This is a genomic window from Stenotrophomonas sp. (assembly GCF_032061965.1).
GTDB lineage: Bacteria > Pseudomonadota > Gammaproteobacteria > Xanthomonadales > Xanthomonadaceae > Stenotrophomonas.
In genome coordinates this window covers 19,373-45,252 of record NZ_DAMBEF010000027.1, presented here as the reverse complement: position 1 = coordinate 45,252, position 25,880 = coordinate 19,373, and the positions used below count along the sequence as shown (strand labels likewise).

Annotated in this window: 28 protein-coding genes; all 28 read right to left on the bottom strand. The window is 64.2% G+C overall.

The genetic code is table 11. The annotated features are described in order from the left end of the window. Positions 1-486, bottom strand: coding sequence for a glycoside hydrolase family 104 protein (locus RT460_RS13975; RefSeq protein ID WP_313319526.1), 486 nt, complete (start codon positions 484-486; stop codon positions 1-3). Between the two features lie 105 nt (positions 487-591). Beyond that, positions 592-1,035, bottom strand: a complete 444-nt coding sequence (locus RT460_RS13970; protein WP_313319525.1) for a hypothetical protein — start codon at positions 1,033-1,035, stop codon at positions 592-594. Positions 1,036-1,041: 6 nt separating this feature from the next. Further along, a complete protein-coding gene (locus tag RT460_RS13965; protein ID WP_313319524.1) occupies positions 1,042-1,797 on the bottom strand; it encodes a hypothetical protein in 756 nt (251 codons plus the stop codon). Between the two features lie 745 nt (positions 1,798-2,542). After that, complete coding sequence (locus tag RT460_RS13960) at positions 2,543-5,377, bottom strand: hypothetical protein (protein ID WP_313319523.1); 2,835 nt, start codon at positions 5,375-5,377, stop codon at positions 2,543-2,545. A gap of 3 nt (positions 5,378-5,380) precedes the next feature. Next, on the bottom strand, positions 5,381-6,514 hold the full coding sequence (locus RT460_RS13955) for a hypothetical protein (RefSeq protein ID WP_313319522.1): 1,134 nt from the start codon (positions 6,512-6,514) through the stop codon (positions 5,381-5,383). Next, positions 6,514-7,194 carry a hypothetical protein gene (locus RT460_RS13950; RefSeq protein WP_313319521.1) on the bottom strand — a complete coding sequence of 227 codons (681 nt, stop codon included), beginning with the start codon at positions 7,192-7,194 and terminating at the stop codon, positions 6,514-6,516. Before RT460_RS13950 ends, RT460_RS13955 begins: the two co-directional genes overlap by 1 nt. Beyond that, complete coding sequence (locus tag RT460_RS13945; RefSeq protein ID WP_313319520.1) at positions 7,194-7,805, bottom strand: hypothetical protein; 612 nt, start codon at positions 7,803-7,805, stop codon at positions 7,194-7,196. The genes RT460_RS13950 and RT460_RS13945 overlap by 1 nt, the downstream gene beginning before the upstream one ends. Beyond that, the gene (locus tag RT460_RS13940; RefSeq protein WP_313319519.1) at positions 7,805-8,260 is read right to left on the bottom strand and encodes a hypothetical protein; all 456 of its coding nucleotides are present in this window, start codon (positions 8,258-8,260) and stop codon (positions 7,805-7,807) included. Before RT460_RS13940 ends, RT460_RS13945 begins: the two co-directional genes overlap by 1 nt. Before the next feature lie 95 nt (positions 8,261-8,355). Further along, positions 8,356-10,194, bottom strand: a complete 1,839-nt coding sequence (locus tag RT460_RS13935) for a hypothetical protein (RefSeq protein WP_313319518.1) — start codon at positions 10,192-10,194, stop codon at positions 8,356-8,358. Continuing rightward, entirely contained in the window at positions 10,194-10,967 is a 774-nt protein-coding gene (locus RT460_RS13930) for a hypothetical protein (protein ID WP_313319517.1), read from the bottom strand. The genes RT460_RS13935 and RT460_RS13930 overlap by 1 nt, the downstream gene beginning before the upstream one ends. Positions 10,968-10,969: 2 nt before the next feature. Then, positions 10,970-12,127 (bottom strand): hypothetical protein, encoded by a 1,158-nt coding sequence (locus tag RT460_RS13925; RefSeq protein ID WP_313319516.1) that lies wholly within the window; start codon positions 12,125-12,127, stop codon positions 10,970-10,972. After that, entirely contained in the window at positions 12,127-12,747 is a 621-nt protein-coding gene (locus tag RT460_RS13920; protein WP_313319515.1) for a glycosyltransferase, read from the bottom strand. Before RT460_RS13920 ends, RT460_RS13925 begins: the two co-directional genes overlap by 1 nt. Positions 12,748-12,822: 75 nt before the next feature. After that, positions 12,823-13,398, bottom strand: coding sequence for a hypothetical protein (locus RT460_RS13915; protein ID WP_313319514.1), 576 nt, complete (start codon positions 13,396-13,398; stop codon positions 12,823-12,825). Next, a complete protein-coding gene (locus RT460_RS13910; protein ID WP_313319513.1) occupies positions 13,398-13,706 on the bottom strand; it encodes a hypothetical protein in 309 nt (102 codons plus the stop codon). Before RT460_RS13910 ends, RT460_RS13915 begins: the two co-directional genes overlap by 1 nt. Before the next feature lie 49 nt (positions 13,707-13,755). Then, positions 13,756-14,817 (bottom strand): phage major capsid protein, encoded by a 1,062-nt coding sequence (locus RT460_RS13905; protein ID WP_313319512.1) that lies wholly within the window; start codon positions 14,815-14,817, stop codon positions 13,756-13,758. Between the two features lie 171 nt (positions 14,818-14,988). Continuing rightward, the gene (locus RT460_RS13900) at positions 14,989-15,120 is read right to left on the bottom strand and encodes a hypothetical protein (protein WP_313319511.1); all 132 of its coding nucleotides are present in this window, start codon (positions 15,118-15,120) and stop codon (positions 14,989-14,991) included. Between the two features lie 58 nt (positions 15,121-15,178). Then, positions 15,179-15,394, bottom strand: coding sequence for a hypothetical protein (locus RT460_RS13895; RefSeq protein ID WP_313319510.1), 216 nt, complete (start codon positions 15,392-15,394; stop codon positions 15,179-15,181). Beyond that, positions 15,391-16,320, bottom strand: coding sequence for a hypothetical protein (locus tag RT460_RS13890; protein WP_313319509.1), 930 nt, complete (start codon positions 16,318-16,320; stop codon positions 15,391-15,393). Before RT460_RS13890 ends, RT460_RS13895 begins: the two co-directional genes overlap by 4 nt. A 29-nt stretch (positions 16,321-16,349) precedes the next feature. Continuing rightward, positions 16,350-18,371, bottom strand: coding sequence for a hypothetical protein (locus RT460_RS13885; RefSeq protein WP_313319508.1), 2,022 nt, complete (start codon positions 18,369-18,371; stop codon positions 16,350-16,352). Beyond that, entirely contained in the window at positions 18,368-19,723 is a 1,356-nt protein-coding gene (locus RT460_RS13880) for a terminase family protein (protein WP_313319507.1), read from the bottom strand. Before RT460_RS13880 ends, RT460_RS13885 begins: the two co-directional genes overlap by 4 nt. Further along, positions 19,707-20,222, bottom strand: coding sequence for a hypothetical protein (locus RT460_RS13875; RefSeq protein ID WP_313319506.1), 516 nt, complete (start codon positions 20,220-20,222; stop codon positions 19,707-19,709). The genes RT460_RS13880 and RT460_RS13875 overlap by 17 nt, the downstream gene beginning before the upstream one ends. A gap of 219 nt (positions 20,223-20,441) precedes the next feature. Next, positions 20,442-20,897 (bottom strand): hypothetical protein, encoded by a 456-nt coding sequence (locus RT460_RS13870; protein WP_313319505.1) that lies wholly within the window; start codon positions 20,895-20,897, stop codon positions 20,442-20,444. A gap of 213 nt (positions 20,898-21,110) precedes the next feature. Continuing rightward, complete coding sequence (locus RT460_RS13865) at positions 21,111-21,578, bottom strand: RusA family crossover junction endodeoxyribonuclease (protein WP_313319504.1); 468 nt, start codon at positions 21,576-21,578, stop codon at positions 21,111-21,113. Next, positions 21,575-21,856 carry a hypothetical protein gene (locus RT460_RS13860; RefSeq protein ID WP_313319503.1) on the bottom strand — a complete coding sequence of 94 codons (282 nt, stop codon included), beginning with the start codon at positions 21,854-21,856 and terminating at the stop codon, positions 21,575-21,577. Before RT460_RS13860 ends, RT460_RS13865 begins: the two co-directional genes overlap by 4 nt. A 490-nt stretch (positions 21,857-22,346) precedes the next feature. Next, positions 22,347-22,886 carry a hypothetical protein gene (locus RT460_RS13855; RefSeq protein WP_313319502.1) on the bottom strand — a complete coding sequence of 180 codons (540 nt, stop codon included), beginning with the start codon at positions 22,884-22,886 and terminating at the stop codon, positions 22,347-22,349. After that, entirely contained in the window at positions 22,883-24,355 is a 1,473-nt protein-coding gene (gene dnaB, locus RT460_RS13850; protein ID WP_313319501.1) for a replicative DNA helicase, read from the bottom strand. Before dnaB ends, RT460_RS13855 begins: the two co-directional genes overlap by 4 nt. Then, a complete protein-coding gene (locus RT460_RS13845; protein ID WP_313319500.1) occupies positions 24,352-25,191 on the bottom strand; it encodes a hypothetical protein in 840 nt (279 codons plus the stop codon). The genes dnaB and RT460_RS13845 overlap by 4 nt, the downstream gene beginning before the upstream one ends. 97 nt (positions 25,192-25,288) lie before the next feature. Beyond that, positions 25,289-25,654, bottom strand: a complete 366-nt coding sequence (locus RT460_RS13840) for a hypothetical protein (RefSeq protein ID WP_132862899.1) — start codon at positions 25,652-25,654, stop codon at positions 25,289-25,291. Between the last annotated feature and the right edge of the window lie 226 nt (positions 25,655-25,880).

The window sequence follows — 25,880 nt, the reverse complement described above, 5'->3', positions numbered from 1 at the left end:
TCAGGCCACCTCCCCGCCGGCCTGCCGGTACACGTCCAGCAGGCGGTCCAGTTTCTGCTCATGCTGGCCATACCCGGCGCCCGGCAGGCTCGCCCAGATGTTCCGCACCTTGGCGATGGCCTCGGCGATCTTGCCGGTCTGGATCAACCGCAATGCCCCGCGCTCGCGGATCTGCTGCAGCGCGATCAGGTCCTGGCTCAGCGGCGAGAAGTCATGCAGGTTGAGCGTCTTGCGGTACGCGTCGAAGTACCGGCGCAGCAGCTGGTAGCGGCCGGCGGCCGTGGACTGGATCCGCAGCTTGGGTAGGTCGACCAGCACGCGCGGGTGATCGGCGTAGTCGCGGAACAGCTGGCCACCGACGATCACATCATAGCCTCGATCGCGCGTGGGCTGCCGGCCGTTATCGGTGCCCTCGGACCAGGCGAGCATGTCCAGGAATGCTCGGACGTTGCGCCCGCCTGCTTGGGTCTCTGAAATCTCGGCCATTTGTCTGCATGCCCCTGTTGGATTGGGGACATGCTGAGCTTGCGCTCATGTGGTTCAACGGGCAAAGAAAAGTCCCACCGGAGCGGGGCTGACTACAGCTCGAAACTATCTCTGAACGGAGGCAGCGGGCCGCTGGATCTCGCCTTCAATCTGCAAGATCATTCGCAGAATCTTGCTCGTTCTCTCAACTTGCGCACGTGCATCTGCTTTCACAAGATCGATATCGATATCGTAGTCCGCTTGAACGCGAGCTGCACGTGCAGCCTTCATGGCGGTTGCGAGAGTTCTTGCGGTAACTTTCAATTTCGCAAGACGGGGGTCAATCCTGCCCACATCCCAAGCACGCAGACGCTCACCCATTTCATGATGAGAGATTCGAGCGGCGTCGCCGATCTTTGAGCACTCAGGCAGTTTTCCCACAAGCGGAAGAGCTGCATGAAACGCCGCGTAATAGCTTCGACTGATTGATGAGCGAATATGGGTCTCGTCACAGTCGGTTTCGGCGATCCCTGCTGCGTAGTTTCTCAAGTCCTTGTGCGTAACGCTCATGCAGAATCATGGCCCCCCAGCCACAACAGAAAACGATAGTGCACCACTGACTTCTGCCTCAAACTCCTTCTCCGCCAGAGCCTCAAACATAGCCCATTCCAGATCTGCTGCGCCCTCAGAGTTCGTTTCGACTTGGAACCTGTAATGAAGGCCAGCATTGCCGTCTTCATACTGAACAATTGAGGATGTGATCGAATTTGGAAATCCGCCACGCGCGCGCAGGAAACCGTGCACGAATGAAACAACTTGAGCTACGGCATCCTCTTTAATGCCATTGCCATTGCCATCTGTCGAGTCGTCGACGATATCGACTGACAGGGAACAGATATCAGAATCGCGCTCCTCGTCTTTGAGGCGCAGCAATTCCCCCGAGAACTGCTTTGAGGATGCGACATAGCCAGCTCCTACAAGCAGTGACGCTACGTGCCTTATAGCCGTAGGGTCATTGCGCAACAGTGGTGCGAAGCGTTCAAACTGCTCCTTCAGCCGCTCATTCCGACCCAGGCCGCCACACAGAATCAAGTACCGCATGACTGTGCCGGACTTTTCATCGGAATGCCTCAGTGCATTCTCAAAGCACTGGTCACACTCAATATAGTTGCCACGCAATGCAGCAACCGCCGAGCGGATGTCAAACCATCCAGAGTAATCAGCGCCCTTGAGGGCCTCAGCCTTCTTTTCGATGCGTCGCAATTCCATTTCAGGAATCGGACGATGCATGCCCTCAACCACCTTCTCAAGCAGGTCGTTGAAAATCGTCATTGGTGCGAGGTGAGTTGTCACAGTTCCGTCTATCCCCAGTATCAGCGTGCTGGTTGAGTGGCATTAGAAGTCATATGCCATGAAGCCAACATGACGCCCCCGTTCCCGCGGGTGGCGCGATTGTTAACCGCACGTGTACCGATCTTCAATAGCCAGTCTCATTCGGCGTTGATTTAGGCTGATATTTCCCGACGAACGGCCGTATGTGTCAGGGCTGCCCCGACAGCACCGTCGACCCGACAGGCGCCCCGCCCCATCCGGTGCTACGATCCGGCCAAAGGGGTGCTGGCTGGATCAGATCCAATTGGGGGGGTAAATGAATTCAGTGTTCGTGTCGACGACACTCGGGGGCTACGCGCTTGCCGCTGCCGGGATTTGGTTGGGCATCTGCGTCCTGACGATGCTCGTATCCAAGACTCCGCGCACGGCCCTAGTGGCGCTACTGAAGGCCCTCCCCCTTAGCATTCTGTCGAAGGTGTAGAAGCTGCCCCATCCACAGGCACCTCCTCCGAAGCCCTGTTATCCTCCGCCCAACGGTACGGATAGCAGGGCTTTGACGTGAAGGACTGGACGAAAACCGAGTACGGGACCCCGAAGTCTTGGGACGAGATCCAGCGGGAGAAGCGGGAGGCTGCCTATGACCGCGACATCCAACACGGCCCAGGCGAGCCGGTCATGCCGCTTATGTGGAAGTGGGCGATCACGGCAGGAGTCACCGTAACCGCCCTCGGCACCCTTCTTTACCTCATTTTTCAGTAATTTCAGCCCGCAGTTCCTCGGCTAGTTCAGCGGCCTCCGGATCGTCATTGTTCTGGCCGATCCTCCGCAGGGTGTTCAGCTGAGCGGCAATGTCACCAGACGGCTGCTTTGTTGTGTTCGCCAGCCACTTCACCACCCTTGGGTTTGTGAACGCCCTCGCGGTGAGGTTCGACAGCACCGCATTCCCCCCCGATACAAGCAATGCCAGCAGCGCCATATCCGGCCTGCCCGCCATTGTGGCGGTGCCGATCGCGCTACCAGTCGTCGCAATCTGCCCAATCAGCGCTCCCTGCCGCGCCGTGCCCGACGGGTTGGCGAACACCTGCGACCCCTCCCGGATCTTCGATGTGGCCTTGGCGATGGTCTCCATGTTCTCGGCGAACTCGGGGCCGTAGCTCTTGAACAGCACCTGTTTGGCCTGCGGGCTCAGGTTGGCGTAGTTGGTCAGGAAGGTGTTCATCGAGAACAGGCTGGCCTGGTCATCCTGTTGGCTGCCGACCGCTCGACCCATGCGGCGGATGAACGCCGACGAGACCATCTTCTGGTCTTCCACCGGCAGGGAGCGCATGACCTCCCGCAGCATCGTGGCGCCCTCCTTCAGGCCCCGGGTGGCTGCGTTGTAGATGTCCTCACCGCCGTTACGGTTGAGCACGGTCTCAATGCGCTCTAGGCGCTGGATGTAGTCAGCGTGGTGCTTGTTGGCTGCTTCGAAGGTCTCCACGGCCTTCGGGTTGCCCGTCGCCTTTACGGCCTGCTCCATGTCGGCGGACAGCGCGCCGTACAGGCTGCGCCATTTGCTGCGCGGCACGTCGCTGACCAGGCTTGAGTTGTCGATCTCCCGGCCCACCAAAGTCCGCAGCTTCTGCAGCGCTTCGTATGGCAGCTTCCCATCGACCTGTTGCTGCAGGAACTGCTGCACCTGCCGTTCCACGTAGTCCTGCCCGAAGTTTGCATCGGTGATGGATGCATCCGGCGTCAGCTGCTGGTTGATCTGCTGAGGCGAGGTCACCTTGGCATCGATATCAGCCGTTGAAAGTAGCTGGGCCTCAATGTCGGCTTGCGTTGGCAGCTGTGCGTCGATCTGGGCGCGAGTCGGGATGCGCGAAGCAATGTCGGCGTCCGACAGCTCTGGCTCCAGATTGTTCATGCCCAACAGCTGCCGCCGCTGGTTCTCCTGCTGGATGCGGAATTGCTCGGCGTAGAGCCCGCGCGCCTGCTCCTCAGCCTGCTGCACCAACTCTGCCCGGCGCGTTTCGATCATCGAGGAAAGCTTGTCCCGCAATGCTTCCTGCTCGGCGACCAGTGCGTCGCGCTCTTGGCCAGAGGCAGCCAGCATTTCCTGCCGCTGCTGGTTGGTTTCCTGGGCCAGCTCACCGCGTCGCACGGCCGCCTGACCTTGCAGGTCTGTGCGCAAATCTGCCACCTGATCGCGCATACCCGGACGACTCAGGACGCCTTCAATGCCCTGGGTGTCCTGCGCCAACGCCCCTTCAATACCCTGCAGCCGACCGTTCTGGAAGAATCGCGAGGTGCTTGGCGCTCCGGGAATGGCGGCATTCAAATCAGCCAGCGCAGCTTGGGCATTGCTCACGTCAACGCGGGCATCCCCGGGGATCAGGTCATCAAGCTGGCGGTACAAAGCGTTGCTCTCTGCACGAGAAGCCTCTTTGAAGCCACCGGCGCCGGTAATCCCCCGCTGGATCGCCAGGCCGGCGGTCTCCGGGTCGACCACTTGGCCGGCAGGGGCCAATGCACTGGCGATCTCATCAATGCGGTCTCCGAACTGCGCCGCCTGCCCCTGCGCGAACTTGTCGATCCGCCCTGCCGAGCCGGGCACGCTGCCCAGCATGGTCTCTGCCGCCTGCAGGAACCGATTGCCTGTGGCCTGGCCAACACTGGGCTGGACGCCGGCGTTCTGGAAGGCGTCCAGCGTCTGCTGGATCACCGATGGGTCACTGCCGCGGGCAACCCGACGCACTGCAGCGCTGGCAGCCGCAGGAACGATGCCGCTCGCCGCCTTGGGAACCACTGCCGTTGCAGCGCCGGGAACCAAGCCGCCGGCCAGGGCCGCTACCAGCTGCGCTCCAGTGCCGCCGCCGGCCTCACGGGTAGCGCCCGCTGCACCGGAGCCAGTCGCCGTGGCCACCGTCTGCAGAACCGGCTGCGCGGTCAGGAAGTCACCTACCCGGCTGGCAACCGTCGGCGAAGCTGCGGCAGATCGGCCAGCATTGATCAGCCCGCCTGCACCAAGGGTCAGCGCAGTGCCGGTCAGGGCCTCGTTGATGTCGTTGTAGACCCGTTCGGTGGAGGTCTGCGGCTTGGGCAGGCCCAGCTTGTCGGCGAGCCAGGCGCCGGTGTCACGGTAGGACGCCGTCGGCACAAAGCCATCGCGACCGGCCACCACATCCGCCACGTCGGTCGAATGCATCAGCTTCCTGATGGGATCGGTCACCGCGTAGTTGAACGCATCACCGCCAAAGGCACCCAGCAGTGAACCGGCACCCTGAATGACAGATCGCCCGCCCATGGCCACGTCGCGCAGGAATCCCGGTTGCCACCCGTCACCCATCACCTGGGCTGCCGTGGAGTCAGCCGAACCGGTTACATCAGAGAAGTCAGGCGGCGCGGCATTCACCGGGGCGAGATCGGTGATCTTCGTCTCCGCGTCAAACTGACGACGGGCAGCCGCGATTTGCGCCGAGTCGCCAATCTGTGGCGCAACCACTTGATCGAAATACTGGGTGCGCGCCGCTTCCTTTTGTTCCGGCGGGAGAGCCAGGAACGCGTCGGACTGGGAAACTTCGGACCACTTCTTGGCCATGGGTCACTTCCAAAGGTTGCTGAAATCAGAGCCAGCAGGCGCAGCAACCGGCGCAGCCTGACCGCCGAAGAACGCGTCGCCGGCCGAACTCGGGCTTGTCGCCCGACCGTAGTTGTCGTTGATCAGGCCCGCCTTGCGCTGCTGCAGCTCAACGGCGCGAGTGTTGAGCTCGGCCAGGCGCCGCAGGGCACGAGATGCGGTGGCCCCATCGTTCGCCCCCATCAACTCCGCGATAGCACGCTGGGCATCACCTTCGGTCTGCACGCCCTTGTTCAAGCGCAACGATTCATTGACCAGCTTCGTCTTGTCGGCTTCCCACTCATTGAGCGCCACGTCGCCGCCGGTGGCTTGGCCGACCTTTGTGCGCCCCCAAGCCAACGCTGCGTTCAGAGGGCTGATCTGCAGGGATCCGTCGTTTAGGCGCCCGGTGTGTTTTTGGATGATGTCGCTCATCACCTGGGTGGAGCCCAGCGCATCCTCGACGCCCAGCAGCTCCTTCAGTGCGCCGACGGGCAAGGGCTTCTGTCCGCCACCACCAGCAGAACTGGCGCCGCCGGGATTCCACTGGCCCGCACGCTTCATACCGAACTCTGCCGCGTCGATGCCGGTCGCCTGGCGGGTCCGACTGGCGCTTGCGTAGCTGTTCGCCGCGCTGGCATCGGATGCTCGGGCGCGCGCCGCATCAGCGGCCATGCCAGCTCGCCCCTGCTCCGTGGTGCTGATACCGCCGCCGCCCTCCAGGAACACGTTCTCGAGGAGGTTCTGGCCCTCGATCTTGGCCAACTGCTGCGGACCATTGGCAATGCCCATCAGTGCCGCGTTGGCACCGCCCCAATCGCCAGCCAAGGCGCGGGACGCGGCATCACCGCGGAAACCCTGCTCCTGCACGTCGCCGGTGTAGCCAGACAACTGGCGAGGATCAATGCCCGCGGCAAACAACGTGGCCAGGTCCGCCGGGGCATCCAGCTTGGTCAAAGCGCCCGGCAGGTTCGCCCGCGCATCGGCTTCGGATTTCTTGATTCGAGCCTGGGCAATCAAACCCTCCAGCTGCGCCGCCCTGGTCTGCCCGCGTTGATATGCAGCCTCAGTATTCAAGCCACCGCCGAGCACCTGCCCGAGTTCATCCCAGCCAGCCATTACGCGCTCCTCCACAAGGACGGATCACTGAACCAGCTGCCCGCGTTGTTGCCGAAGTTCTGGGTGCTGCCGGCAGCAGCGCCGGAAGCACCCGCCGAAGCGCCTGCCCGGCCAGCCATACCCTGTGCCGCGCCGCCCATCAACTGGGCCGCCACACCCGCCCACGGATTGGCACGAACGTTGCGCAGGCGCAGCTGCGCCAAGTAGTCATCGCCGGCTGCTTTCCGCCCGATCAAGCCCAGCTCGGAACGGAGCTGGTCGCTCGATTGCGCCTCTTGCTGCCGCTGCCGGGCCGGGGCATCGATCCGGGCCATGAGATTGGCCGTCTGCGCGGCATAGTCACCAACGCCCAACGCCGCGTCATTAGCTGCCTGCTGATACGCGCCGCTGACGGCACCCACCTGCCCCAGACCGCGCGTGGCGCCAGCCTGCGCCGCGCGCACCTGGTCCAAATACTGCGCGGCGGCGCTGCCCCTGCTGTCGTCGCTGGTGGATGCGGCTGCGTTGCGCAGCGTGTCGGACACTGCCCGGTCCGCCTCGGCTTGGCGGGCAGAGTTCTGCTGAATCTGCCCGGCCAGAATGTTGTCTTGGCGTTTTGCTACTTTCCGCTGCTCGGTGTAGTTGATGCCTGCGCCGAGCGCCGACATCGCCAGTGGAATCCAGATTGCTTCGGCACCCATTACCGACCCCCTTGGCCAAAACCCGGCGTGTACAGCAGGTTGTAGATGTCGCGATTACCGCGACGCTCGGCAGCGCTGTTTCTGCTGCTCTCATAGATCTTCGACAGCCCACCGAATACGTCGCCCAGCGCGTCCGTAGTCAAGCTGGCATTGGCGCCAGCAAGATTGGCGCGCAGGCTCTCTGCGGCGCGCGACCCGCCGGTGGTGGTGTCCGCTCCCGACTGGGCCAGGCTGATCAGATTCATCCGGCTTTGCTCGTCCGCGCTGCGCAGATCATTCGCTGCGCCCTGGGCAAGTCGATCGGCAGACAGGACGCCGCGCTGGAAGTCCTCACCCAACTGGCGATTGGCATCGATCGATGCCGACCCGCCCGACAACCCGTTGCGCGCCATGGCGAACTTCAGGCTGCGGTCGGCCGTCGCCTTCTGCCGGTCCAGATTCTGCCGGTAGAAGCTGCGACTGGCGCTGAGGAAGTCGTTGATGTCGGCTTCACGCTGCGGGCTGCCGTAGATCTGGTTGATCTGCTGCACCGAGCGGTTGATGTTGGACTGACGCAGGCCTTCAGCCTGGTTCGCCTTGTTGGTTGCCTCGCTGGATCCGCCGCCGCCCATCATTCACCTCGCAAACGGGAAAAGAGGGCGACGTCTTCGCCCCTGATGCCGTAATGGCGCCACACGCCCTCCGGCTTGAACCCCAGCGATCGCTCGAACCACTCGATCGCGAGTTCGCGACTGGTAATAGCAGTGGTTTGCACTCGATGGACCCCGGATTCGAAGATGCGTTCGATCAGCCAGCACGTGGCCTTGGTCAATGAACGCCATTGCCCGGCCCAGCCCTCCGTCGTGCCCACCATCCACGCCTGGTAGACGCCCACCCCGGCCGGCTGGAAACCACCCGCTGCGGCCGGCGTGTTGTCGTCGTTGAGGACGGTCACCGCATACAGGCCGCTCTGGTGTGCGGCATCGATGAACCAGCGCACCGCGGCGTCTTCGTCAAAGGCCTCCAGCCCGCTAAGCGCAATGAACTGCGCGCGTTCGTCCTCGCGCATGCGCTGCACCAGATACATCAGGTGTTGGGGCCTGCAGGGGATCACATTCGAGGGAAGGCGAGCTGTTTTCATGCCGATATGCTCGGCCAGCCCGCTTTCGGTTCAACGGAGCATCAGGCCATCGGCCGGCTGTCCTGGAGGTAGAGCTGGATCGCATTCCACTGCCAGCGCTCGGAACCGTCATAGCGCAGCTCGACGGCCAGCGATGGAGCAGCCAAGGGCATCGGGATAACCATGCCAGGCACCGTATCCGCCGGCACCAGGAACCCAGGCGTGAACAGGCCGCCATTGGCCTGGTCGATGCCGAAGGATACTGAGACCGCGCCAGTGCCGACGATGTCGAAGCCATACAGCAGCTTCGTCACGCCCGGCTGCCCGAAGTCCAGCCAAGGCCACCGGATCAGGCCTGGGAAGGGCACGACGCTGCGCACCGGCAACTCGCCGCCCATGTCGACCAGGGTTTCGTCACCCATCACAGAATCGTCAACGCGATGGATGAAGTCACCGGAACGCAGAAATAGCGAATCTCCGGCGATTGCCCAGTCCTGAACCTCGAACGGGAACACATAGCGCGACCATGCGCCCACTTGGCCGATGCGGGTCATTGAGTAGACGAACGCTTCCGTTTTGCCGTCGGCTGGGAACATCAGCCAGTACTGGCCTGCGGCCGGGAAGTAGAGGCCCACCGGCGTTGTGTCCCGGAGCATCGCCGCTTGCACGAGGGGATCAATGGGCATGCCGACGTCGCCAGCTTGGAAATTCGTGCTACTGGCGGCAATGCCGACAGTGCGCACGCCCTGAGATGCCAGGAAGAACAGGTCATTGGACACCGGCACCATCGCGTGGTGCTGCGTGCTGCCCATGGGGAGCGCGTCGAGCAACGCCATGCTCGCCGGGTCCTCGTCCAATTGCCATAGCTGGAAGGCCTCGGCGTTGAATGGGATGAGATTGGCGCGGTACAGCCCCATTGCGGCAACCGGGTTCGAGCCGTAGTTCTGCAGCCCCGTCGGCAGGTAGCCGGCATCGTCGGCGCTGCTCCAGTCCAGTGGGTTGACCGTGGCGCTGTAGCGAACAATGTCGTCGTCCGCACAGAACACTTTGGACGATGCGATCGCTACGATCTTCGTATTCGGGCAGTTTTCGTCCTCCACTCGCCGGGAAATGGCGCGCAGGGTGGCGGTGCCGTCCTTTACCAGGCCGCCGACATCGTCGACCCACTCCGGCTCTACGTCACCGGCCACATAGAGCGGCTCCGCCTTCCATTCGACGCGGGTTGCGGAGATTGCCTCCCAGGTGACCTCGTTATCGACCACGGTCTGGCCCAGCAGCGGGGGCCACGCCGGCTCGTCCGAATCAGAGAAGCCGGACTCCGGCTGCACCGCCTTATAGGCCAGATCTGCTGGAAGCCCAGAAAATGCTCCCTCGACCCAGAGATTGCCGCCCCATATTGCGTGGTTGTGATCGGCCACCGACCACAGCGCTACGCCGGTGAGGCAGTAACTCGCACCTTCCGGCGCGACCGAAACGCAGGTCGACCGATGGACGGCGCCGCCGCTTCCTTCATCGATCGCATTGCCCTTGTCGATTCGCAGCAAGGTGTCCCCGGCTCCAAACCAATGGACCTCCACCCAGCCGCGTGTCGCGCCCACGATTGACGCGCCCTGCTCGATCAAGCACGCGGCGGTGATCTTCTTGCCGGGCGGCACAACCAACTGCGTCTGGTTCAGCGCCAAACCTTCCGGAACGTTCCCGGGAAGCTCGACGCAAGTGGGCCAGTTGCCCTTGGACACGTGCCCCGAATAAAAGGCGCCGCCGGAAAAAACCCAGCCGTTTGCGCCATCGGTAAATTCGCCATTGACCACGACAGCCGAGGTCGGCGCAGGCATGGTGATCGGCACCACTACGTCGCCGGGCTGGTAAAGCGCACCGGGTTGCCAGGTTGGGTAAGCCATTACCGCGCCTCCGTGCTGTTGGAGTTGCCCTTCCCGTATCGATCCGAGACCGAGGGCGGAACGGAGCTATTGGAGCCCCCACTGCCGTCAGCAACCTCGTATTGGCCCTGCCCTGTTACGTCCTCGATCACGGTTTCGCCAGGATTGGTGGGCCACGCCGGCTCGCTTGTGCCTGAGCGCGGGCTGCTGCCTACTACCCCTGACACAACGTAGCGGTAGCCATTGTCCGTGGTTGGCACCACAACATCGCCCTCTGCCCGGGCCACATTCGGGGCCCATGGCACATAGCCTGCACGGTCCGACTCGACCCGGTAGACGATGCCGATATCCACTGTGGGGCGCACCAACGTCCCAGGAAGGTAGATGCGTCCGGCCACCCACGGCTCACCTTTTTCGAGCCAGTAATGCCGGACCAAGCCGTCCTCGAACTCTGCGACCACGTAGAGGTAACCAAGGAACGGCATGGCGAAATGAATATCCTGCAGCGGTGTCTCCGGCGCCGTCGGATGCCGAATCACCTCGATCTCAACCTCGGGGTCGACCGAGGCGGTGACCACATGTGAGAAAGCGACCCAGTGACTGTGAAACCAAACCAGACCCTTCGTCGCGGGAGGCAACTCGACGTCAATACGCGTGCCGGGCCGGCAAGCGATCGTTCGCGCCGCGGTCACGTAGCCGTTGAGCAGATCGTAGACAGAATCCGGAGATGCCCCGCCCTTATCCCGCAGGCGGGTGATGCCGGCCTTTACCGCCGTGAGTGCTTGCATGCGCATGCTCAATCCTCCTTCAGCAGCGGAGGCACGGCAGGCGGCTGCACGCAGCTACCGGGAATGTACCGGCGCGTCTGATGCGAGCCGGCAACACGGCTGCGCACGTAGGCCGTGGCCTGGCTGGCGTAGTTGGCGGCATCGGCCTGGCCGTAATGCGCCTTGGCGTTGGCCAGCGCCTGCAGGAACACGGCTTCGGGGTCGGCCGTGAGCACGTCGTCATCTGCCTCCAGCGTGGTCGCGCCGAAATCCCCCTTGATGCGCAGCTGCCAGGTGTCGTCCGCGGGTGCCGGCCAGACTTCGATGCACTGCCGAATCTCGTAGTGCGAAGGAATGCCCGTTGCCGCCGAGCCATACAGGACCGGGTTGATACCGCAGATCAGCGGACGCCAGCTGGAATCGCCCTGGGAGATCCCAACCCATTCGAGCTTGTCGGGGTTGAGGATGCGCGGGCAGTCATCGCGGTTGCCATCGATATCGTAGAACTGCTGTCCAGCCACCATGTCCCAGGTAAACATGCGGCGCAGGCGCATCACCGAGTAGCGGTGGTACATCAGCTCATGCGCACTGCGGATGAAATCGTCCAGCAGCTCCGGCATGCCCGGAGGCAACGCCCCCATGCTGACCTGCACCGAGAACCCAAGCCGGCGTGCGAGCCGGTTGCGCATCTGCTGCAGCGTGACCGTCGGCTGGCCATCGTCACACTCGCAGTTGTAGCGCGTGCCCGGGGTCGGGGGATCTGCCGTAGGCGTAATGGAGAGCTCGCCAATGGAGATGTACTGGCCAGTGACGTTGTATGCGGGGTCGCTGTTGGCGTCCGTGCCGGCGCCAATGGACACGTAGGCACCACCATCCGTCGACACGCTGAAGTCGAAGCTCCCTGACTTGGGCAATGGATCTCCCGGGGAATAGATGAGCTGGCTGAATCCTGGCTTGCCACTCACGTAAACCACGCAGTACAGGTAGTCCAGCGGGGAGTCGTAGTCGGTTACCTCATAGGCGACGGTGCCCGCAACCAGGTTCCCGGCTCCGGGAGAGTAGCTGGTGGTGAGGTTGCCATTGGGCCGCTCAGAGTGGGCGCCATCGATATTGAGATGCCAGGCTCCCCCCGAATAGTCGGCGCCGGTCACGACCCAGAGGTCCGGGTTATTCAGGAGATTGGCCATCAGCGGCTCCTCACTTCTCGGTCGATCGCAGCTGCAAGCTCAGCCGCGGAAGCTGTTTCGAGTACGGCGAGATCCGGACGACGAATCGCAGCAAGCTCTCGGCGTGCGGCGCCTGCATGGGCCCTACGCTGCCTGCGGCTTCCGCTGTTGGCCTCGATGCGGTGGTTGTAAAGGCAGGCCGGCACATGGACCGGCTCGCACATGCTCAACAGGTACTGGTCCGGATAGAACCGGAAGCTGGCGTAGCCAAGACCTTCCACAAACTGGCGGCGGAAGACGGCCAGGTGATGCCGCGAATCTGGCGCCGGCACTGTGCCAGCGGCGTGCACGTGGTTCTCACCGGTGGTGACGGCCTCCACGCCATTGGCCAGGAAGTCGGCAAGAGCTGCGAATGCTCCAGGCTCAACCCAGTCGTCGTCATCCACGTGCGTCACGTAGGGATGCGAGCCCATGGCGTAGCCGTTCGCGCGGGCGCGTCCAAGATGCCCAACAACGCCAGGCAGGAAGTGCACGGCCACTGGGTAGCCAGCCTGCGCGGCTGCCGCCTCGATAGAAGCCCGGCACTGAGCAACGATCTCGGCCGGGGTGTAGTCCATCACCAGCACGTGGACATCAAGCATCTGGAATTCCTCCAAAGAAAAGGCCGGCCGGAGTCACCCCCGACCGGCCGCCGTCACCGCCGCCAGCGGGTCGGGTTACTGCTTGCGGGACTCGCTCTCGTCATCGATCGCGGCCAGCAGATCTTCGCGGGCCTGCCCTTCGGTCTCTGCCGCTTCGATGGCAACCAGGTCCGCATCGGTCAGGTCCTTCAGCTTCTCGGTGATCGAGGCCACATCACCGGCCAGCAGCTCGGCGAAGTCGGTCGCCGCCGGTGCGTCCTTGCCGGCCTTGGCCGCAGCCTCGGCAGCCTTCTTCTCGGCCTTCTTCTCGGCCGCTGTCTTGGCCGGTGCAGCCGCCGGTGCGTCCTTGCCGGCCTTCGGCTGGCGGTTGCCGATGAACTTCTCCAAGTCACGCTCGCGGTTGAAGTAGCGGGCGCGTGCCGCATCGGAATCCGCATTGCCGCCGTACTTCTTGACCAGGCCGGCGAAGGCAATGCCGACATCGAAGTCGTCCACCTGCACTTCTTCGGTCGACAGCTCGGTCACCAGCTCCTCACCGTAGATCTCTTCGAGGATGGACTGCTCGTATTCCGGCACGGTGGTCGGCAACTTGGTGCTGGCGTCACGGTCGATCAACAGCGTGACCAGCGTCAGGGTGATGGTCTTGGCCATTACTGCACGCCCTCCAGGGTGATGGGGCCGGTTGCAGCCGCGCCCAGCTTGACGAACTTCGGCAGATCAGCGATCTCGACTACCGGGCCCTGCGTGGCGGTGGCGCTCAGCAGCGTCACCCAGCCGGCGTCACCGGTGGCCGGGGTTGCGCCACTGGCCAGGCCGGGATGGCCCTGCAGCAGTACGCCGGTGGTGACCGCTGCGTTTTCGCCGAGATGGGCCAAGCCTTCGCGCCCTTCGCCGCCCAGCAGTGGCGTCTTGTTGAGGGCGACGATGTTCGTGCCCTGTACGGTGATGGTGTTCGGCATTTCTTTCTCCTGGCCGGCGAGGCGTAACCCCGCCGGCACGTTGGGGTGATCAGGCGATGCTGAAAACCGCGTTCGAGTTGCGCTTACGGCAGGTCAGGCCGTAATCGGCGGTCAGGCCGAAGTAGTACGTGTAGCGGTCGTACACGCGCGGCGGGGTGCGGCGGATCATCCAGCGGCCCTTCACCGGGCGCAGGCGCAGGGCCTTGCTGTTGAGGAAGTAGCCGCGCTTCTTCCACGGGTAGGTGATCGCACCCAACTCCTCGTCCAGCGCGTCGAAGGTCGGATCCCACACCACCGGCACGCCCTTGAAGGCCAGCGCCTTGGTGCTCGGGTCCAACGTCACGCCACCGGTGGACGACTGGCCCAGGTTGATCTGCCTGCCCATGACCTTCAGGGCGTCAGCCTGGATTGCGTCGTACATCGCCGAGCCCACCACGATGAAGTCGGGATTGCCCAACTTGCCGTAGGTGATGGTCTGGCGCCACAGCGTTTCCAGCGTCGAGATCAGGTTGCCGGCGGTCGCGGTGCTGATGCCCATCGAGGCCCAGTTGCGCCACCACGGCGCGTTGGCAGCGTCCAAGCCGCCGATCACGCCCACTGCGGGGGTGGTGCTGACCAGCGCGTCCAGGCCCGGCACTGCCTTGGGGTTGGCCGAGCCGTCCAAGTGGATCTCGCGGTCCCAGTTCTCCTGGAAGCCATCCTTCAGCGTGGTCCAGCCTTCCTGCAGCTTGTCCACGATCTGGATCTTCTCGGCGTCGGTCATCTGCGCCGACTTGTCGTCGGTCAGGATGATGCCGTTGTTGGCCAGCTCGGTTTCGTTGAGGCTGAAGCCGTCGTGCGCCTCGTAATGCTGGTATGGGGCCAGACGCACCGTGTCCTTTCGGTTGTACGACACCTGGTCATCGCCGGAGAAGTTCTGGTAGTTGCTGTCGTTGGTGAAGCGCACCTTCTCGTTGAAGATGCCGTTGCCGAAGACCGTCTCGGTCTTCTTGGCGATCAGCCACTGGGCGAGCGGACGCTCGCTGGTGAACTGGTCGATGGGGTCATCAGTCGCATAGGACTGCATCTGGTAGTTGGCGCCGCTGGCCAACTGGGCGGGAGTCAAAGGCATATCGCACCTCGGAGGGAAAGAGGAAGCCCGAATGGGCGTGGTCTCTCGCGTTCCGAGGGCGCGACTCTCGTTTCAGCGCTACCGGCGGCGAACCCGGCTTACGTCACTCGCGATGCCGGCGTTGGCCGGCTGGATCGCAATATGCGCCAGCCGGCATGCCAGTCAACGGGGTTATGCGGCGTTCGTGTTGAGGCCGGGATTGTCGGGGCGCTCGGTGCCGTCGGCATCCGCAGCTGCATCTGCGCCGGTCAGCGCGGGAAGATCCATGCTTACGCCTTCCTGTTCGATGATCTGTTCGTTCACGGCTTGCTCCAGTTGTTGAGCACCCGCCAGATGGCGAGCGCGAGGGGATGGCGGCGCATCAGCGGCCCTGCGCCTTGGCAGCAGCGACACCGAAGTCGAACGCGTTGTCCTTCGTCGGCGCCTTACTCAGGTCCACGCCGGTGGCGCGCGCGGGGTTGTTCGGCGCTGCTGCAGGCTGGCGCTGCACAGGTGCAGCCACCGGTGCAGGTGCGGCCTGATAGGCCTTGTGGATAGCGGCGGCCCACTGCTGCGGCGGCAGTGTTTCTTGGATCACCGCAACCATCGGCTGGATGGCCTGAACTTGGCCTCGAACTGCGGATCTGCAGCGCGCAGCTGCTGGCCGAGTGCGCCGACCTGCTGCAGCGCGTCCTGATGGACCTGCTGCGCCATGCCTTGGTGCTCAGCCTGCTGCCGCTGGCGCTGCTGGCTGTCCAGCTGCAGGGCAGTGGCGCGGCGGGTGCGGATCAATTCCTCCGCAGCGGCGCGCGTCATGTCGCCGTCGGCAACCTGCTTGGCCAGCTCGGCATGCTCGGCCAGCGGGTCGTAGCCCGGCGCCGGTCGGCCCAGCTGCTTGGCCAGCCACGCCATTTCCTGCTGCATGAAGTCGTAGGCCTGCCCCATTGCCGCCGGGTCGCCGGAGTTGATCGCCGCCAGGTAGTTCAGGGCATTGCCCATCTGCTGCGGGTCGGCACCGGTGGACTTGATCGTTTCCTCCCACTGCCGACCGCGCTCGGCGTCGGGCCGCAGGGTTTCGACCTCGGCGGCGCGCTCGCTCAGTTCGCGGAAGCGCTTCTGTGTGCGCTCGTTGGCAATGCCCAGGTCCTTGATCTCGGCATCGATGGCGTCGGGCTGGCTGGAGGCAGCTGCAGCTGCAGCGGGGGCCGCTGCGTCAGGGTCACCGCCCTGCTCGCCTTCCGCACCAGCAGCAGGCGCAGCTGCATCAGCACCTTCGCTGCCAGCGGCATCAGATTCAGCACCACCAGCGGGCTGGCCTTCAGTGGCAGCAGCAGGTGCACCGCCCTCCTCCCTCACTTCCTGCTCGCGGGCCACTTCCACGCCCTGGCTGAAGGCATCGAGTGCGTCGGTGTCGGTGGCGCCGTCATTGCTGGCGACGGTGGCCGCTGCCTGTGCAGCAGCTGCGGCAGAGCCGTCATCCTCGACGGCAGTGGTGGTGTCCGGTTCGTTCTGGTCAATACGCACGTGTGTCTCCTCGCTGGCGGCGTGTCGGGTCAAACAGGGGTAATTGCCGGCGGCGTGATTGCAGCCGGGTCAGGCATGGCATTGGGATCAATGGGCAGCTGGCCATCTGCGCCCATCAGCGCAGGCTCGGCAGCAGGATCCATGGGCAGCCCAGGCATCTGCGGGGGCGCCTGCGGGATGAAGCTGTAGGGGTCGATGCTGGTATCCCCGGCGCGCTTCACGGTCTCGACGGCCAGCTGCTCGATGCAGTTGGCGATGTCCAGCGGCGAGGCACCACGCATCTGGCCGATCTGGATCGCCGCCTGCTGCAGCTGGGGCAGCAGGATCGACCACTGCTGCTGGCGCAGCGCCGTCGCGGGTTTGCCGGAGGAACCGGCACGGATATCCACGTGGACCATGCTATCCAGCAGCTCGGGCTCGGGCATGTTCACCCAGAAGGCGTCATCGCCGGCCATGCCGGCGGCGTCCTCGAAACTCAGCCCGTTGGGGGAGGTGGCCAGCTCTGCGGTGTAGCGCGCGAAGTCGGACAGCATCTCGTCCAGACTGTCGCGGGCGTAGCCGATGCGCGACTCGGTGCCTTGCTGCTGAATGTCCGCCTCGGTTGCGGTCTTGGCCACTTGGATGCTGGACGACAGGGCTTCCTGCACGCCCCAGATCATCTCCAGCTCGGCGCGGATCACCTGCGTGTCGTATAGCGCCGGGTCGATCTGGTTATAGCTGATCGGAAACAGCACCTGGTCAGGCCGCTGCCCTTGCAGGTCCAGGCCGACCATCTCGTTCGATGAGGCATCTTCCAGCCTCTTGGCATCCAGAGGATCCATCGTCCCGCGGTCAAATCCCGTCTTCGGGATGGCGCGGCTGCGATGGGTGCGGAAGTTGGTGCGCGTGCGGTTGTACTCATCCAGCAATGAGCGGGACCGGTCGACCAGCGACTGCGGGTGGCGCTCGCCATCGTTCCAAATCACCGCCCAGCTGAAGAACGGATAGAACCGGGTTGTGCGCTGCTCAGGCTTGAAGGGCTGGCGCAGGTAGCGCGGGCAACCCTCGGCCAGGGTCAGCACATGGCCGGTTTCCTTGTTCCACAGCTCCCAGACGCACACGCAGGCCTTGCTGCTGTCGATGGCACCGGCCGGGCCCTTGGTGAACGCATCAGCCTGCTCCGCGCCCGCAGCACCGCCGAAGCCCGCGCCATCCACCGTCTTGCCTGGCACGCGGAAGTAGGCCGTCGCAGATCCAAGCAGCTCTGCCGCGTCTGGGTACGTGGCCTTGGCTTTCTCCACCGGCATGAACAGTCGCTGCGCGATCCACGGGCTGTCCACGTAGTTCTGCAGGCAGGCGCACTCGGGCGCCACCTGGATGTCGTCGGCCCGTACAAAGTCGATGCACAAGGCGTTGAAGATGATGCGCTGCGCCTCATCCTCGGCCTGCTGCAGACGCTGCTCGAGCTCAGCACGCTGCGCCGACTCGTCACCCACGATGCCCTCGGCAAGGTCGGCCTGCAGCTGGCTGATGGCGGCCAGGCTGGACTGCAACCCGGCGATCTCCTGCTGCAGCGCCGGGTTGTTGCCGGTCTCGCGGTGCCATGCGCCCTTCATCCAGCCGATACCCACGCTCAGGCCCGAGCGCACCAGCGGATCGGCAGCAGCCTTGAGCTTGCCCTTCTTCCACAGGCGACCGATGACGATCTCCAGCGTAGTGGCGAACGCCTTGGCATCCTCCTTCACGCGTGCCGAGACGGCCTCGGCCAGGTCAACGCTGGTCTCCGGGTCACGTGCGTAGAGGAAGGTGGTCAGGATGCCGACATAGGTGCCTGCGATAGGCACACGCACGTCGTAGACGTCGGCGTTGGCTCGCTCCTGGCAGTACGTGCGGTCCTTGGCGTAGCCCTTGCGCGCGTCCTTGTCGAACTCGCGGGCTTCCTCGATGCGCTTGAGCCAGGACTTGACCGCGCCCTCCTCCTCCAGCGTGGCAGCTGCGCGGCGCTCGGCTTCCGCCTGCTCCAATTCGTCCGCTTCGATTGCCTCCACCAGCTGGTCGCCGGGACCGGTCATAGCATTTCCCTCTTTCGTTGCATCGCGTCGGCTGCGGCGTCGCTGTATTCGAGCCATTGGCGGCTATGAGGCGTGATCACCCGAGGCCGTTCAACGGAGCTTGGCGGGCGCGCACTGGCCACGGCAGGGAATCTGCTGTGGATGAAGTAGCCCAGGGCATCGGGCTGGTGGTCAAAGCCGGTGGTCTTGTCTGGCATGCCGTTGGCGTCGAAGGCCTGCTTCTCCAGCGCCTCGGTGAGCTTCGGGCAGCCAATCGGATTCACCCGTAGGCGCCTGGTGCCCTTGGCGTTGCACAGCATCGCGTTGACGCTGACCACGCGGGCGCGGATGCGGGGATTGGATGGCGGCACGCGCACGACGAACCCAGCCGCACGCAGCAGGCCCAGGTCCGACACGCTGGCGTTGTTGGTGTGCGTGCTCTCGCCGCTGGCATCGGGGTATACGGCAATCTGGCGTTCCCCGAAGCGCTCCCGCAGCGCCTGGATCATTGCCGGGGTGTCGCGTACCCCGGTGAACTCTTCCAGGGCGAATGGCTGGCCCGCCCGGATCACGCAGGCGATGGCCGTCATGTTCATCACGTTGAAGTCCATGCCCACGTGGAGGCGGTCTTCGTCGCTGATGGTTGCCAAGGTGCCGTTGAGCTTCCGGTCGTACGCCGGGTACACCGAGCCGCTGGTCAGGTTGACGAACATGCCGTTGATGTAGGCCTTCACCAGCTGCGCCGGGTACGTCTCGAACAGGGACTCGATGTAGTCGTCCGGCAGGTTCGCCTCGTTGTCGTAGGTGCTGGCGTGCACCTTGCCGTACAGCTCGGCCTTCTTCGGGTCCTGCCCGGGGATCTGCTCAAACTGCTCGTAGACGAAGTTGAAGCCCTCGGGCGTGGTCGTCACGTCGATGCCGTTCTGCAGGCCGTCGGCCTTCACGCGCAGGCGGGCAATGATCTTGCGCCAGGCTTCGTGGGCCTTCTGCTTCTTCAGCGTGTCAATCTCATCGACCAGGGCCTTGCCGACCTTGAAGCCCACGATGCTGGCCGGCTTGTCCATCGAGCGGCAGATCGCCGTGCCGCGGTACTGCCTACCGGCGTAGAGGTGCACTTCCTTGTTCGACTGGTTGATCTGTGCGCGCAGCCCCCAATCGAAGGCCACCTCCTCGATCGTCGGATAGAAGATGTCGCGGATCTGCGGGTAGCTCGGGGCGAAGTAGCCTGACGGGATCCGCGGGAACTCCCACGCGTGCTGGCACAGAGAGCCGCAGCCCACCCAGGTCTTGCCCGAGCCAAAGCCGCCGACGAACGCCCGGAACTTGTGCGGCAACTGCAGGTAAGCCGCCTGCGGCTCATTGAGGGTTGGCACGCTTCCGCCCGCTGACCACAGTCACAGTGACGGCAGCCGGTGGCGGCGCGTCGTCGTTGAATCCCTCTGGCTTGTCGCGCCAATGCTCGGGCTTGCGGTTCTTCAGCCAGAAGATCATCGCCGTGGAGTCAGGCGGGTAATGCTTCATCACCGGCGTGAGCGTGACCTCGCCCAGGTAGCTGCTGACGTGGGTGTCGGCGTGGCTGTAGCCGGTGGCACGTTCGAACAGCGCACGCTCCACCCGTCCGTCGGCCTCGGCCTTGCCCAGCCTTAGGGCTTCCGAAAACTCCGGGTGCTTGAGCTTCCACAGGGAGACGGTGGACAGAGCCACCTCGAAGAACGCGGCCACCTCAGGGTCAGTGCAGCCCTTGTCCGCGAGGAACTTGGCCTGCTTGGCGAACTCGGCCTTGTACTTGGTGGGCCTGCCGCCTGCGCCCTTCTTGGCCTGCGGCTTCTCCGCCACCTTCTTTGCGGCGGACTTGTTTGCCTTCGGCGGCATGATCAACCCCCTACAGCAGAGAAACGCCGATTCCCGGAAGGCATGGCGTCATCGAGGGTCATGGCCCCCGACCGGCCGCACGCGGCCCCCTCCGTGTCGGCTGCGGGCTGTTGCCGACACCTGCCCGCTGGTCGTGCCGGAATTACCCATAGCGCCCCGGCCGGCGCTCCTGTGATCGGTTCGATGGTGTTGGGCGTCTGGCGGTCGCTCATGCCGCCATTACGCGGCAATGGCCATCTCATGCAACGGAGGGAATACCAGCTCCAACTGCACCGGCTTTGGCTCGCCAGCTGCAGGAGGCTCATCGACCAGCGCCCCGGCTGGCAGGTGGAACCGGATGTCCTCGGCCAGCACTTCCAGGTCAGGGACCGTGGCATTGCCCCCGCCCATCGGCAGCTCGGCGTAGATGCCCATCACGATCCCGTAGTGCTCGGCGTAGAACTTGTCCGTCCGGGCCTCGCCAGCCATCAGCAGAAACACCTCGCCCTCGGCATTGATGGCCACCATCGTCCCTGCACCACGGGCATACAGCGTCTGCCGGATCCGCTTCTGCAGCTTCCCGGCTAGCACCTGCAGCGTGGCGCACTCAGCCAGGCAGAACGCCGGCTTGATGCGGCGCTCCACCTGCCGGCGCGGCGTTGGATCTCGGTTGCTGTCGTGGTTCGGCGTGGCCATATCTCCTCCTGCCCTACCCGTCTCGCAGCTCGTCCAGGACTTCGGTGTCCAGACGGAACGCCGGCAGCCGACCGTCTGAGTCGCAGCTGCCCTGCCGATCTTGGTTTCGTGCGCAATGGAACGTCCCGTCCGTCAGCTCCCGGAACTGACACACCGAGCACCGGCCCAGGCGGCGAACCCTGGCCTTGTAGCGCTTCCACATGCGGTCAGTGCTCAAGCGGCAACCCTGTCCAGCAACGACGGTGCAGCCGCGAGAAACTCGATCTCGACTTCAACTCGCGCGCCCTTCTCGTCCGGCTCGCAGCGCTCCAGCACGATCCGGCGCAGCTGCTTATCGTCCGCCCATGCGATGCCGTTCAGTGCATCGGACAGCACCTTCTCGCAGTTGCCGAGGTCAATGCAGCGCACGGTGTCGTCCCATGTGTCCGGTTCACGGCGGGCGCGTCGCGCCCAATCCTGTGGGCGCTCGGGGAATAGCCGGATCAGAAGCGCTACCCGGCCTGCTGCTGGTGCGCGCAAGCCAGCGGCCAGTGCCAGCATGGCCACGTCTCGCTTGTACCGCTCGGCCTCCGGTGTCACGTAGGTCATGGCCGACGAGAACTTCGCCCCCTTGCGCTTGATGACGCGGGTCGCCCAATAGCGGTTGGCGCTGATCGGATACGGAAGGATCAGGGTGATCATGCTGCTTTCCTTTGATTGAGCCGGCGAAGGGTCACGTTCAGCGCGGCGAGTTCATCCATCTTCATGACCGTCCACATGCGTTTCTGGCCGTGCCAGCCATTGAAGCTGCCCTGGTGGCAGTCCTTGCACAGGGCCACGGTCGTGAAGTGCTGGCCCTGATTGATGTGGTGGGCATCGCTGGGCGGCGGCGCATCGCAGACGCTGCAGGGGAGCCACTTCACGGCCTCCAGGTGAGCGGACTCCGCCGGGGTGATTGGCTTGGCGTTCTTGGTGCGCATCAGGCGGCAACCTCGATCTGGGCCGGGAGCTCCCAAACCCAAATCCATTTCCGCCGCCCTTTCCTGCCGGTGCGGCTGTCGGTGCCGCTGGAGCTATAGCCGGCCCGGGTCCATCCGTCGAAGCGGTAAGTGTTCCCGCTGTGCATGCAGGCATCTTGGTATGAGACAGCGAACTTGGCGCCGGTACCGGGGAACACGCACTCACGCCAGAGACGCAGGGCCACACGGCAAGCCCACGGCTCAGCTGCGCACAGGCGCGACAGCTCCACGGTGTTACCGCGCGTCATGTGGCCCAGACCGCCGCCAACACATTCACGGATCAGGGACGACGTGCAGGCCACGGCAACTGGATATCCATGGACCACCAGCGCGTGGCAATGCTGGGCCTGGCTATTGCCTCGCAATAGCGGACCCATCCGATGGCCCCACCGTGTCAGTAGATCGTTTGCCGTCGCCAAAGGGACTTGATCAAAGCTGGCCACCGGGAACATCACGCAGCCCTCCGGTTCGTCCCAGCCATCTCCCAGAACTCGGCGCGCACTGCGTCGAGCATCACATGGCTGTAGCGCTTGCCGATGTGCTCGGTGATGCCATCGAACAGGATCTGAAAACGGTCCTGCTCCATCTCGTCGAATGACAGGCTCTCTGCCTGCATGACCATCAACCGGCCCAGCCCGGGAATGTCCATCTCCATTTCCTCGCAGCAGGTACCGGACTCGCGCTGCAGGCGCTTGACCGCATCGTGACTGCCGAGCTGCTCCCAGCCTTCGACGTTGTCGACCATCAGCTGCCCGATCTTGTGGATCAGGCGGTGCTGCCATTCCTCGCGCGGCTGCTTCAGCTCGGCGCGCACCTCGCGGCCGGTGTGGAACTTGCGCTCCCGCAGCAAGCGGGCATCGACCTCGTTCGCCGGCACCAGGCAGCCGACCAGTTCACCGGTGGCAGGGTCCACGAGCTTGCGCACCATCAGGTACACCGGTCGCCGGGCGCGCTTGGCGCGGATCTTCTTTGCTGCTGGGGTGAGGGTCATTGGTCCTCTCCACGGTAGAGTGCTGCGGCGAGCCCTCGGCGAGGCTTCGGCGAGCCGTTGCCGACAGATGCCGTAGCGCTCGACTGCTTGGGCTCCCACCACTCGGGCAGGTTCGAGAAGCGGAAGTACTCGGGGGCGTAGGCCACGCGGGCCGTGCCTGGCGCGCCGTCGCGCTGGATGGCGACGATCAATTCGGCAGTGCCTTCCCACCGGCTGTCCTTGTGATAGATCTCGTCGCGGTAGATGAAGATCACCGCATCGGCGTCCTGCTCGATGGAGCCCGAGTCGCGCAGGTCGGCGACGATTGGGCGCTTGTCGCCGTTACGCTTCTCCACGTCGCGGTTGAGCTGGCTCAGCAGCAGCACAGCGATATCCAGCTCGCTGGCCAGCAGCTTCAGGGCGCGGGTGATATCGCCGATGCCTGCGGCGCGGTTGTCGCCGGACACGTGCATCAGCTGCAGGTAGTCGATCACCACCAGCGACAGCGCTGGGTCCTGCGCCTTCATCCGACGCACCTGGGCGCAGACGTGGTGCACCTTGGCGATGCGCGGCCGGCTGATCCGAAGGTTGGCCTCGCCGATCTTGCGGGTCCACTGCGTGACGTTCTGCCAGTCGGTGTTGTCGAGCTTGCCGGAGCGCAGCTTCCCGCCACTGACACCGGCGAGATTGCCCAACATGCGCATCCCCAACTCTTCCGGCTTCATCTCGAAGCTGAAGAACGCCACCGAGCGACCTGCACGCAACGCCACCTGCTCGGCAATGTTCTGGGCCAGCGTGGTCTTGCCCATCTTCGGCCTGGCCGCCAGCACGTAGAGCCGCCCGCCCAGCAGGCCGTCCAGCAGCTCGTCCAGCTCGCCCAGGCTGGTAGACAGTCCGGAAATGCCCTCGCTGTTGCCTGCCGCATTCGACAGCTTCTCGAACACGCGCGCCATCACCGGTGCCACCGGCTCCAGGTCGCAGGGCTCGTTGTCCAGCAAGCCCCCGATGCGGGACTGGGCCTGCCCAACGAGATCCAGTGCGCTCCTGCCCTCGGGGCTGTAGGCGGCGTCGATCAGGTCGTGACCGACATCGATCAGGGCGCGCATCTTGGCCTTCTCGGCCACGATCTCGGCATAGGCCCGCACGTTGGCGGCGGACGGGGTGTTGTTGGCCAGCTCGACGATGTAAGCGCCATCGCCAACCAGATCCAGCTGCCCCTGCGCCTCAAACCACTCGCCGATGGTCACCGCATCGAACGGCTGCCGCTTCTCGGCCAAGTGTTTGATGCAGCGCCACAGCAGCTGGTGGTCGCGGCGGTAGAAGTCGCCCTCCTGCAGCAGGTCCTCCACCTCCGACAGGGCGCGATTGATCAGCATCACCCCGCCGATCACGGACTGCTCGGCCTCGATATTCTGCGGCGGCAGGCGCAACTGCTGCTGGTCGCCGTACAGCGCAGACAGGCGACTCACTTCGTCACGGGCGGCGCTCATGCGACCACCTCGGACAGCGCCCGGTCGGCGAGCTTGGCGATCACCGCCTCGCGCAGCAGGTATTCGAAATCTGGCTGCCAGTTCTCGTGGCCAGGGCCGCCCGGCTGCCGGCCAGAGTGGAAGTCGTCGTCAGCGGCGGTTTCGAAGTACAGCGCCCAGAACTGCGGCGTCACGCGCTCACTGCGGAACAGGCGCTGGCAGAGCTGCCGCACGGTTGGCAACGCCTTCTCCACGGCCTTGAGCCGAGGTTTGTTCAGCACCGTGCAGGCCGGCAGCAGCCCATGCGGCTTGGCCAGCGTTGCGTTGTAGGCGCCTCGGGCATCCTCGGCGATCTGGCGAATGCGGTCGGTCTTGCGGGTTTTCAGGTCGGGCCTCTCGCCCTGCCCTGCTCCATCGCCAAGCAGGTCCACGCCGCCGGCGTCGGACGAATCCGAACGAAGTGAGGATAGCTTTTCTTCCTCTCCATTCCCTTCCCTTCCATTCCCTTCCGGGGGTGAGGACTCGTCGAGCCCTCGCCGAGCATCATCCGAATACGGCGGATGTTTGTACGTTGGCTTGTCGATTTTTTGGTGTTTCTTCCAGCCAGTAACGTGCAGGTAGTCCTTGGAATCGTTGGTATAGAAGGCGATCAAGGAATTCGACGACAGCTCGTCGAGCATTCGCTGAACATCCGCCGAGGAAATATCGTCCCCCGGGAAGATTTCCGCCTTGATGGTCTTGGCACTGGCCACGTGATTGCCGGCGTCGTCGCAAAAATTCCACAAGCCAATGAACATCAGACGAGCCATCGGCGAGCATTCCATCACCTGCTCGCTGGACCAGAACTCAGGCTTCACGGTACGAATCCTGGCCATCACGCACCCCGCAGCAGCTGCAGGCAGCCGGCGATGTGCCAGAGCTGGCAGACGAGGATCATGGCGCGCTCGGTGGCGTTCATGGCCAGCGCACCCCCAGCTTTGCCAGCGTCCCACTAAGACCAGCCAACTGCTGCTGAAGCTCAGCCAGCGCCTCGGCCGTGGCCGCTTCGGGGCTGATCAAGAACCGCTCGATCAGGTAATGGATCGGGGACACATCGCGGGTCTCGGTGATGTACTTCTCCAGGTCATCGATCGACAGGCCGCGCGGCTTCCCGCTGCTGTCGCTGCCGGCCAGCTTCTCGCTGAGTTTCGACGGGGCCATGTCCAACCGACCGGCCACTGCGGTGACGCCGGCGCCGGCGTACACCTGGGCTGCGATGTGCTCGCGCAGCGATCGGTTGCGCGTGAGGCCGTCTTCGTAGGTAATTTGCAGGCTTTTCATGCACTTGCCTCGTTGAGGGGAATCCTTGGGAACACGTTTTCCCCTGCGTTCCCCTGGATGGTTCTGAAAATGGCCGCACCCCTCCATGGAGCGCAGCCAGTGCGGAAATCAGTTCAAGCGGCCGGAGCGAACGTCGTAACGCTTCAGCGGATGTGCGGCCGGATCTACGTGATCAGCCGCCGCGGTGATCGGGTGAAAGCGCGCGTGGTCGAGCCGCGCAAACGGG

What these genes read in the sequence shown, in the direction of transcription:
- RT460_RS13975 (WP_313319526.1), bottom strand. Translation starts at nt 486, where the DNA reads ATGGCCGAGATTTCAGAGACCCAAGCAGGCGGGCGCAACGTCCGAGCA.
- RT460_RS13970 (WP_313319525.1), bottom strand. Translation starts at nt 1,035, where the DNA reads ATGAGCGTTACGCACAAGGACTTGAGAAACTACGCAGCAGGGATCGCC.
- RT460_RS13965 (WP_313319524.1), bottom strand. Translation starts at nt 1,797, where the DNA reads ATGACGATTTTCAACGACCTGCTTGAGAAGGTGGTTGAGGGCATGCAT.
- RT460_RS13960 (WP_313319523.1), bottom strand. Translation starts at nt 5,377, where the DNA reads ATGGCCAAGAAGTGGTCCGAAGTTTCCCAGTCCGACGCGTTCCTGGCT.
- RT460_RS13955 (WP_313319522.1), bottom strand. Translation starts at nt 6,514, where the DNA reads ATGGCTGGCTGGGATGAACTCGGGCAGGTGCTCGGCGGTGGCTTGAAT.
- RT460_RS13950 (WP_313319521.1), bottom strand. Translation starts at nt 7,194, where the DNA reads ATGGGTGCCGAAGCAATCTGGATTCCACTGGCGATGTCGGCGCTCGGC.
- RT460_RS13945 (WP_313319520.1), bottom strand. Translation starts at nt 7,805, where the DNA reads ATGGGCGGCGGCGGATCCAGCGAGGCAACCAACAAGGCGAACCAGGCT.
- RT460_RS13940 (WP_313319519.1), bottom strand. Translation starts at nt 8,260, where the DNA reads ATGTATCTGGTGCAGCGCATGCGCGAGGACGAACGCGCGCAGTTCATT.
- RT460_RS13935 (WP_313319518.1), bottom strand. Translation starts at nt 10,194, where the DNA reads ATGGCTTACCCAACCTGGCAACCCGGTGCGCTTTACCAGCCCGGCGAC.
- RT460_RS13930 (WP_313319517.1), bottom strand. Translation starts at nt 10,967, where the DNA reads ATGCGCATGCAAGCACTCACGGCGGTAAAGGCCGGCATCACCCGCCTG.
- RT460_RS13925 (WP_313319516.1), bottom strand. Translation starts at nt 12,127, where the DNA reads ATGGCCAATCTCCTGAATAACCCGGACCTCTGGGTCGTGACCGGCGCC.
- RT460_RS13920 (WP_313319515.1), bottom strand. Translation starts at nt 12,747, where the DNA reads ATGCTTGATGTCCACGTGCTGGTGATGGACTACACCCCGGCCGAGATC.
- RT460_RS13915 (WP_313319514.1), bottom strand. Translation starts at nt 13,398, where the DNA reads ATGGCCAAGACCATCACCCTGACGCTGGTCACGCTGTTGATCGACCGT.
- RT460_RS13910 (WP_313319513.1), bottom strand. Translation starts at nt 13,706, where the DNA reads ATGCCGAACACCATCACCGTACAGGGCACGAACATCGTCGCCCTCAAC.
- RT460_RS13905 (WP_313319512.1), bottom strand. Translation starts at nt 14,817, where the DNA reads ATGCCTTTGACTCCCGCCCAGTTGGCCAGCGGCGCCAACTACCAGATG.
- RT460_RS13885 (WP_313319508.1), bottom strand. Translation starts at nt 18,371, where the DNA reads ATGACCGGTCCCGGCGACCAGCTGGTGGAGGCAATCGAAGCGGACGAA.
- RT460_RS13875 (WP_313319506.1), bottom strand. Translation starts at nt 20,222, where the DNA reads ATGCCGCCGAAGGCAAACAAGTCCGCCGCAAAGAAGGTGGCGGAGAAG.
- RT460_RS13870 (WP_313319505.1), bottom strand. Translation starts at nt 20,897, where the DNA reads ATGGCCACGCCGAACCACGACAGCAACCGAGATCCAACGCCGCGCCGG.
- RT460_RS13865 (WP_313319504.1), bottom strand. Translation starts at nt 21,578, where the DNA reads ATGATCACCCTGATCCTTCCGTATCCGATCAGCGCCAACCGCTATTGG.
- RT460_RS13860 (WP_313319503.1), bottom strand. Translation starts at nt 21,856, where the DNA reads ATGCGCACCAAGAACGCCAAGCCAATCACCCCGGCGGAGTCCGCTCAC.
- RT460_RS13855 (WP_313319502.1), bottom strand. Translation starts at nt 22,886, where the DNA reads ATGACCCTCACCCCAGCAGCAAAGAAGATCCGCGCCAAGCGCGCCCGG.
- dnaB (WP_313319501.1), bottom strand. Translation starts at nt 24,355, where the DNA reads ATGAGCGCCGCCCGTGACGAAGTGAGTCGCCTGTCTGCGCTGTACGGC.
- RT460_RS13840 (WP_132862899.1), bottom strand. Translation starts at nt 25,654, where the DNA reads ATGAAAAGCCTGCAAATTACCTACGAAGACGGCCTCACGCGCAACCGA.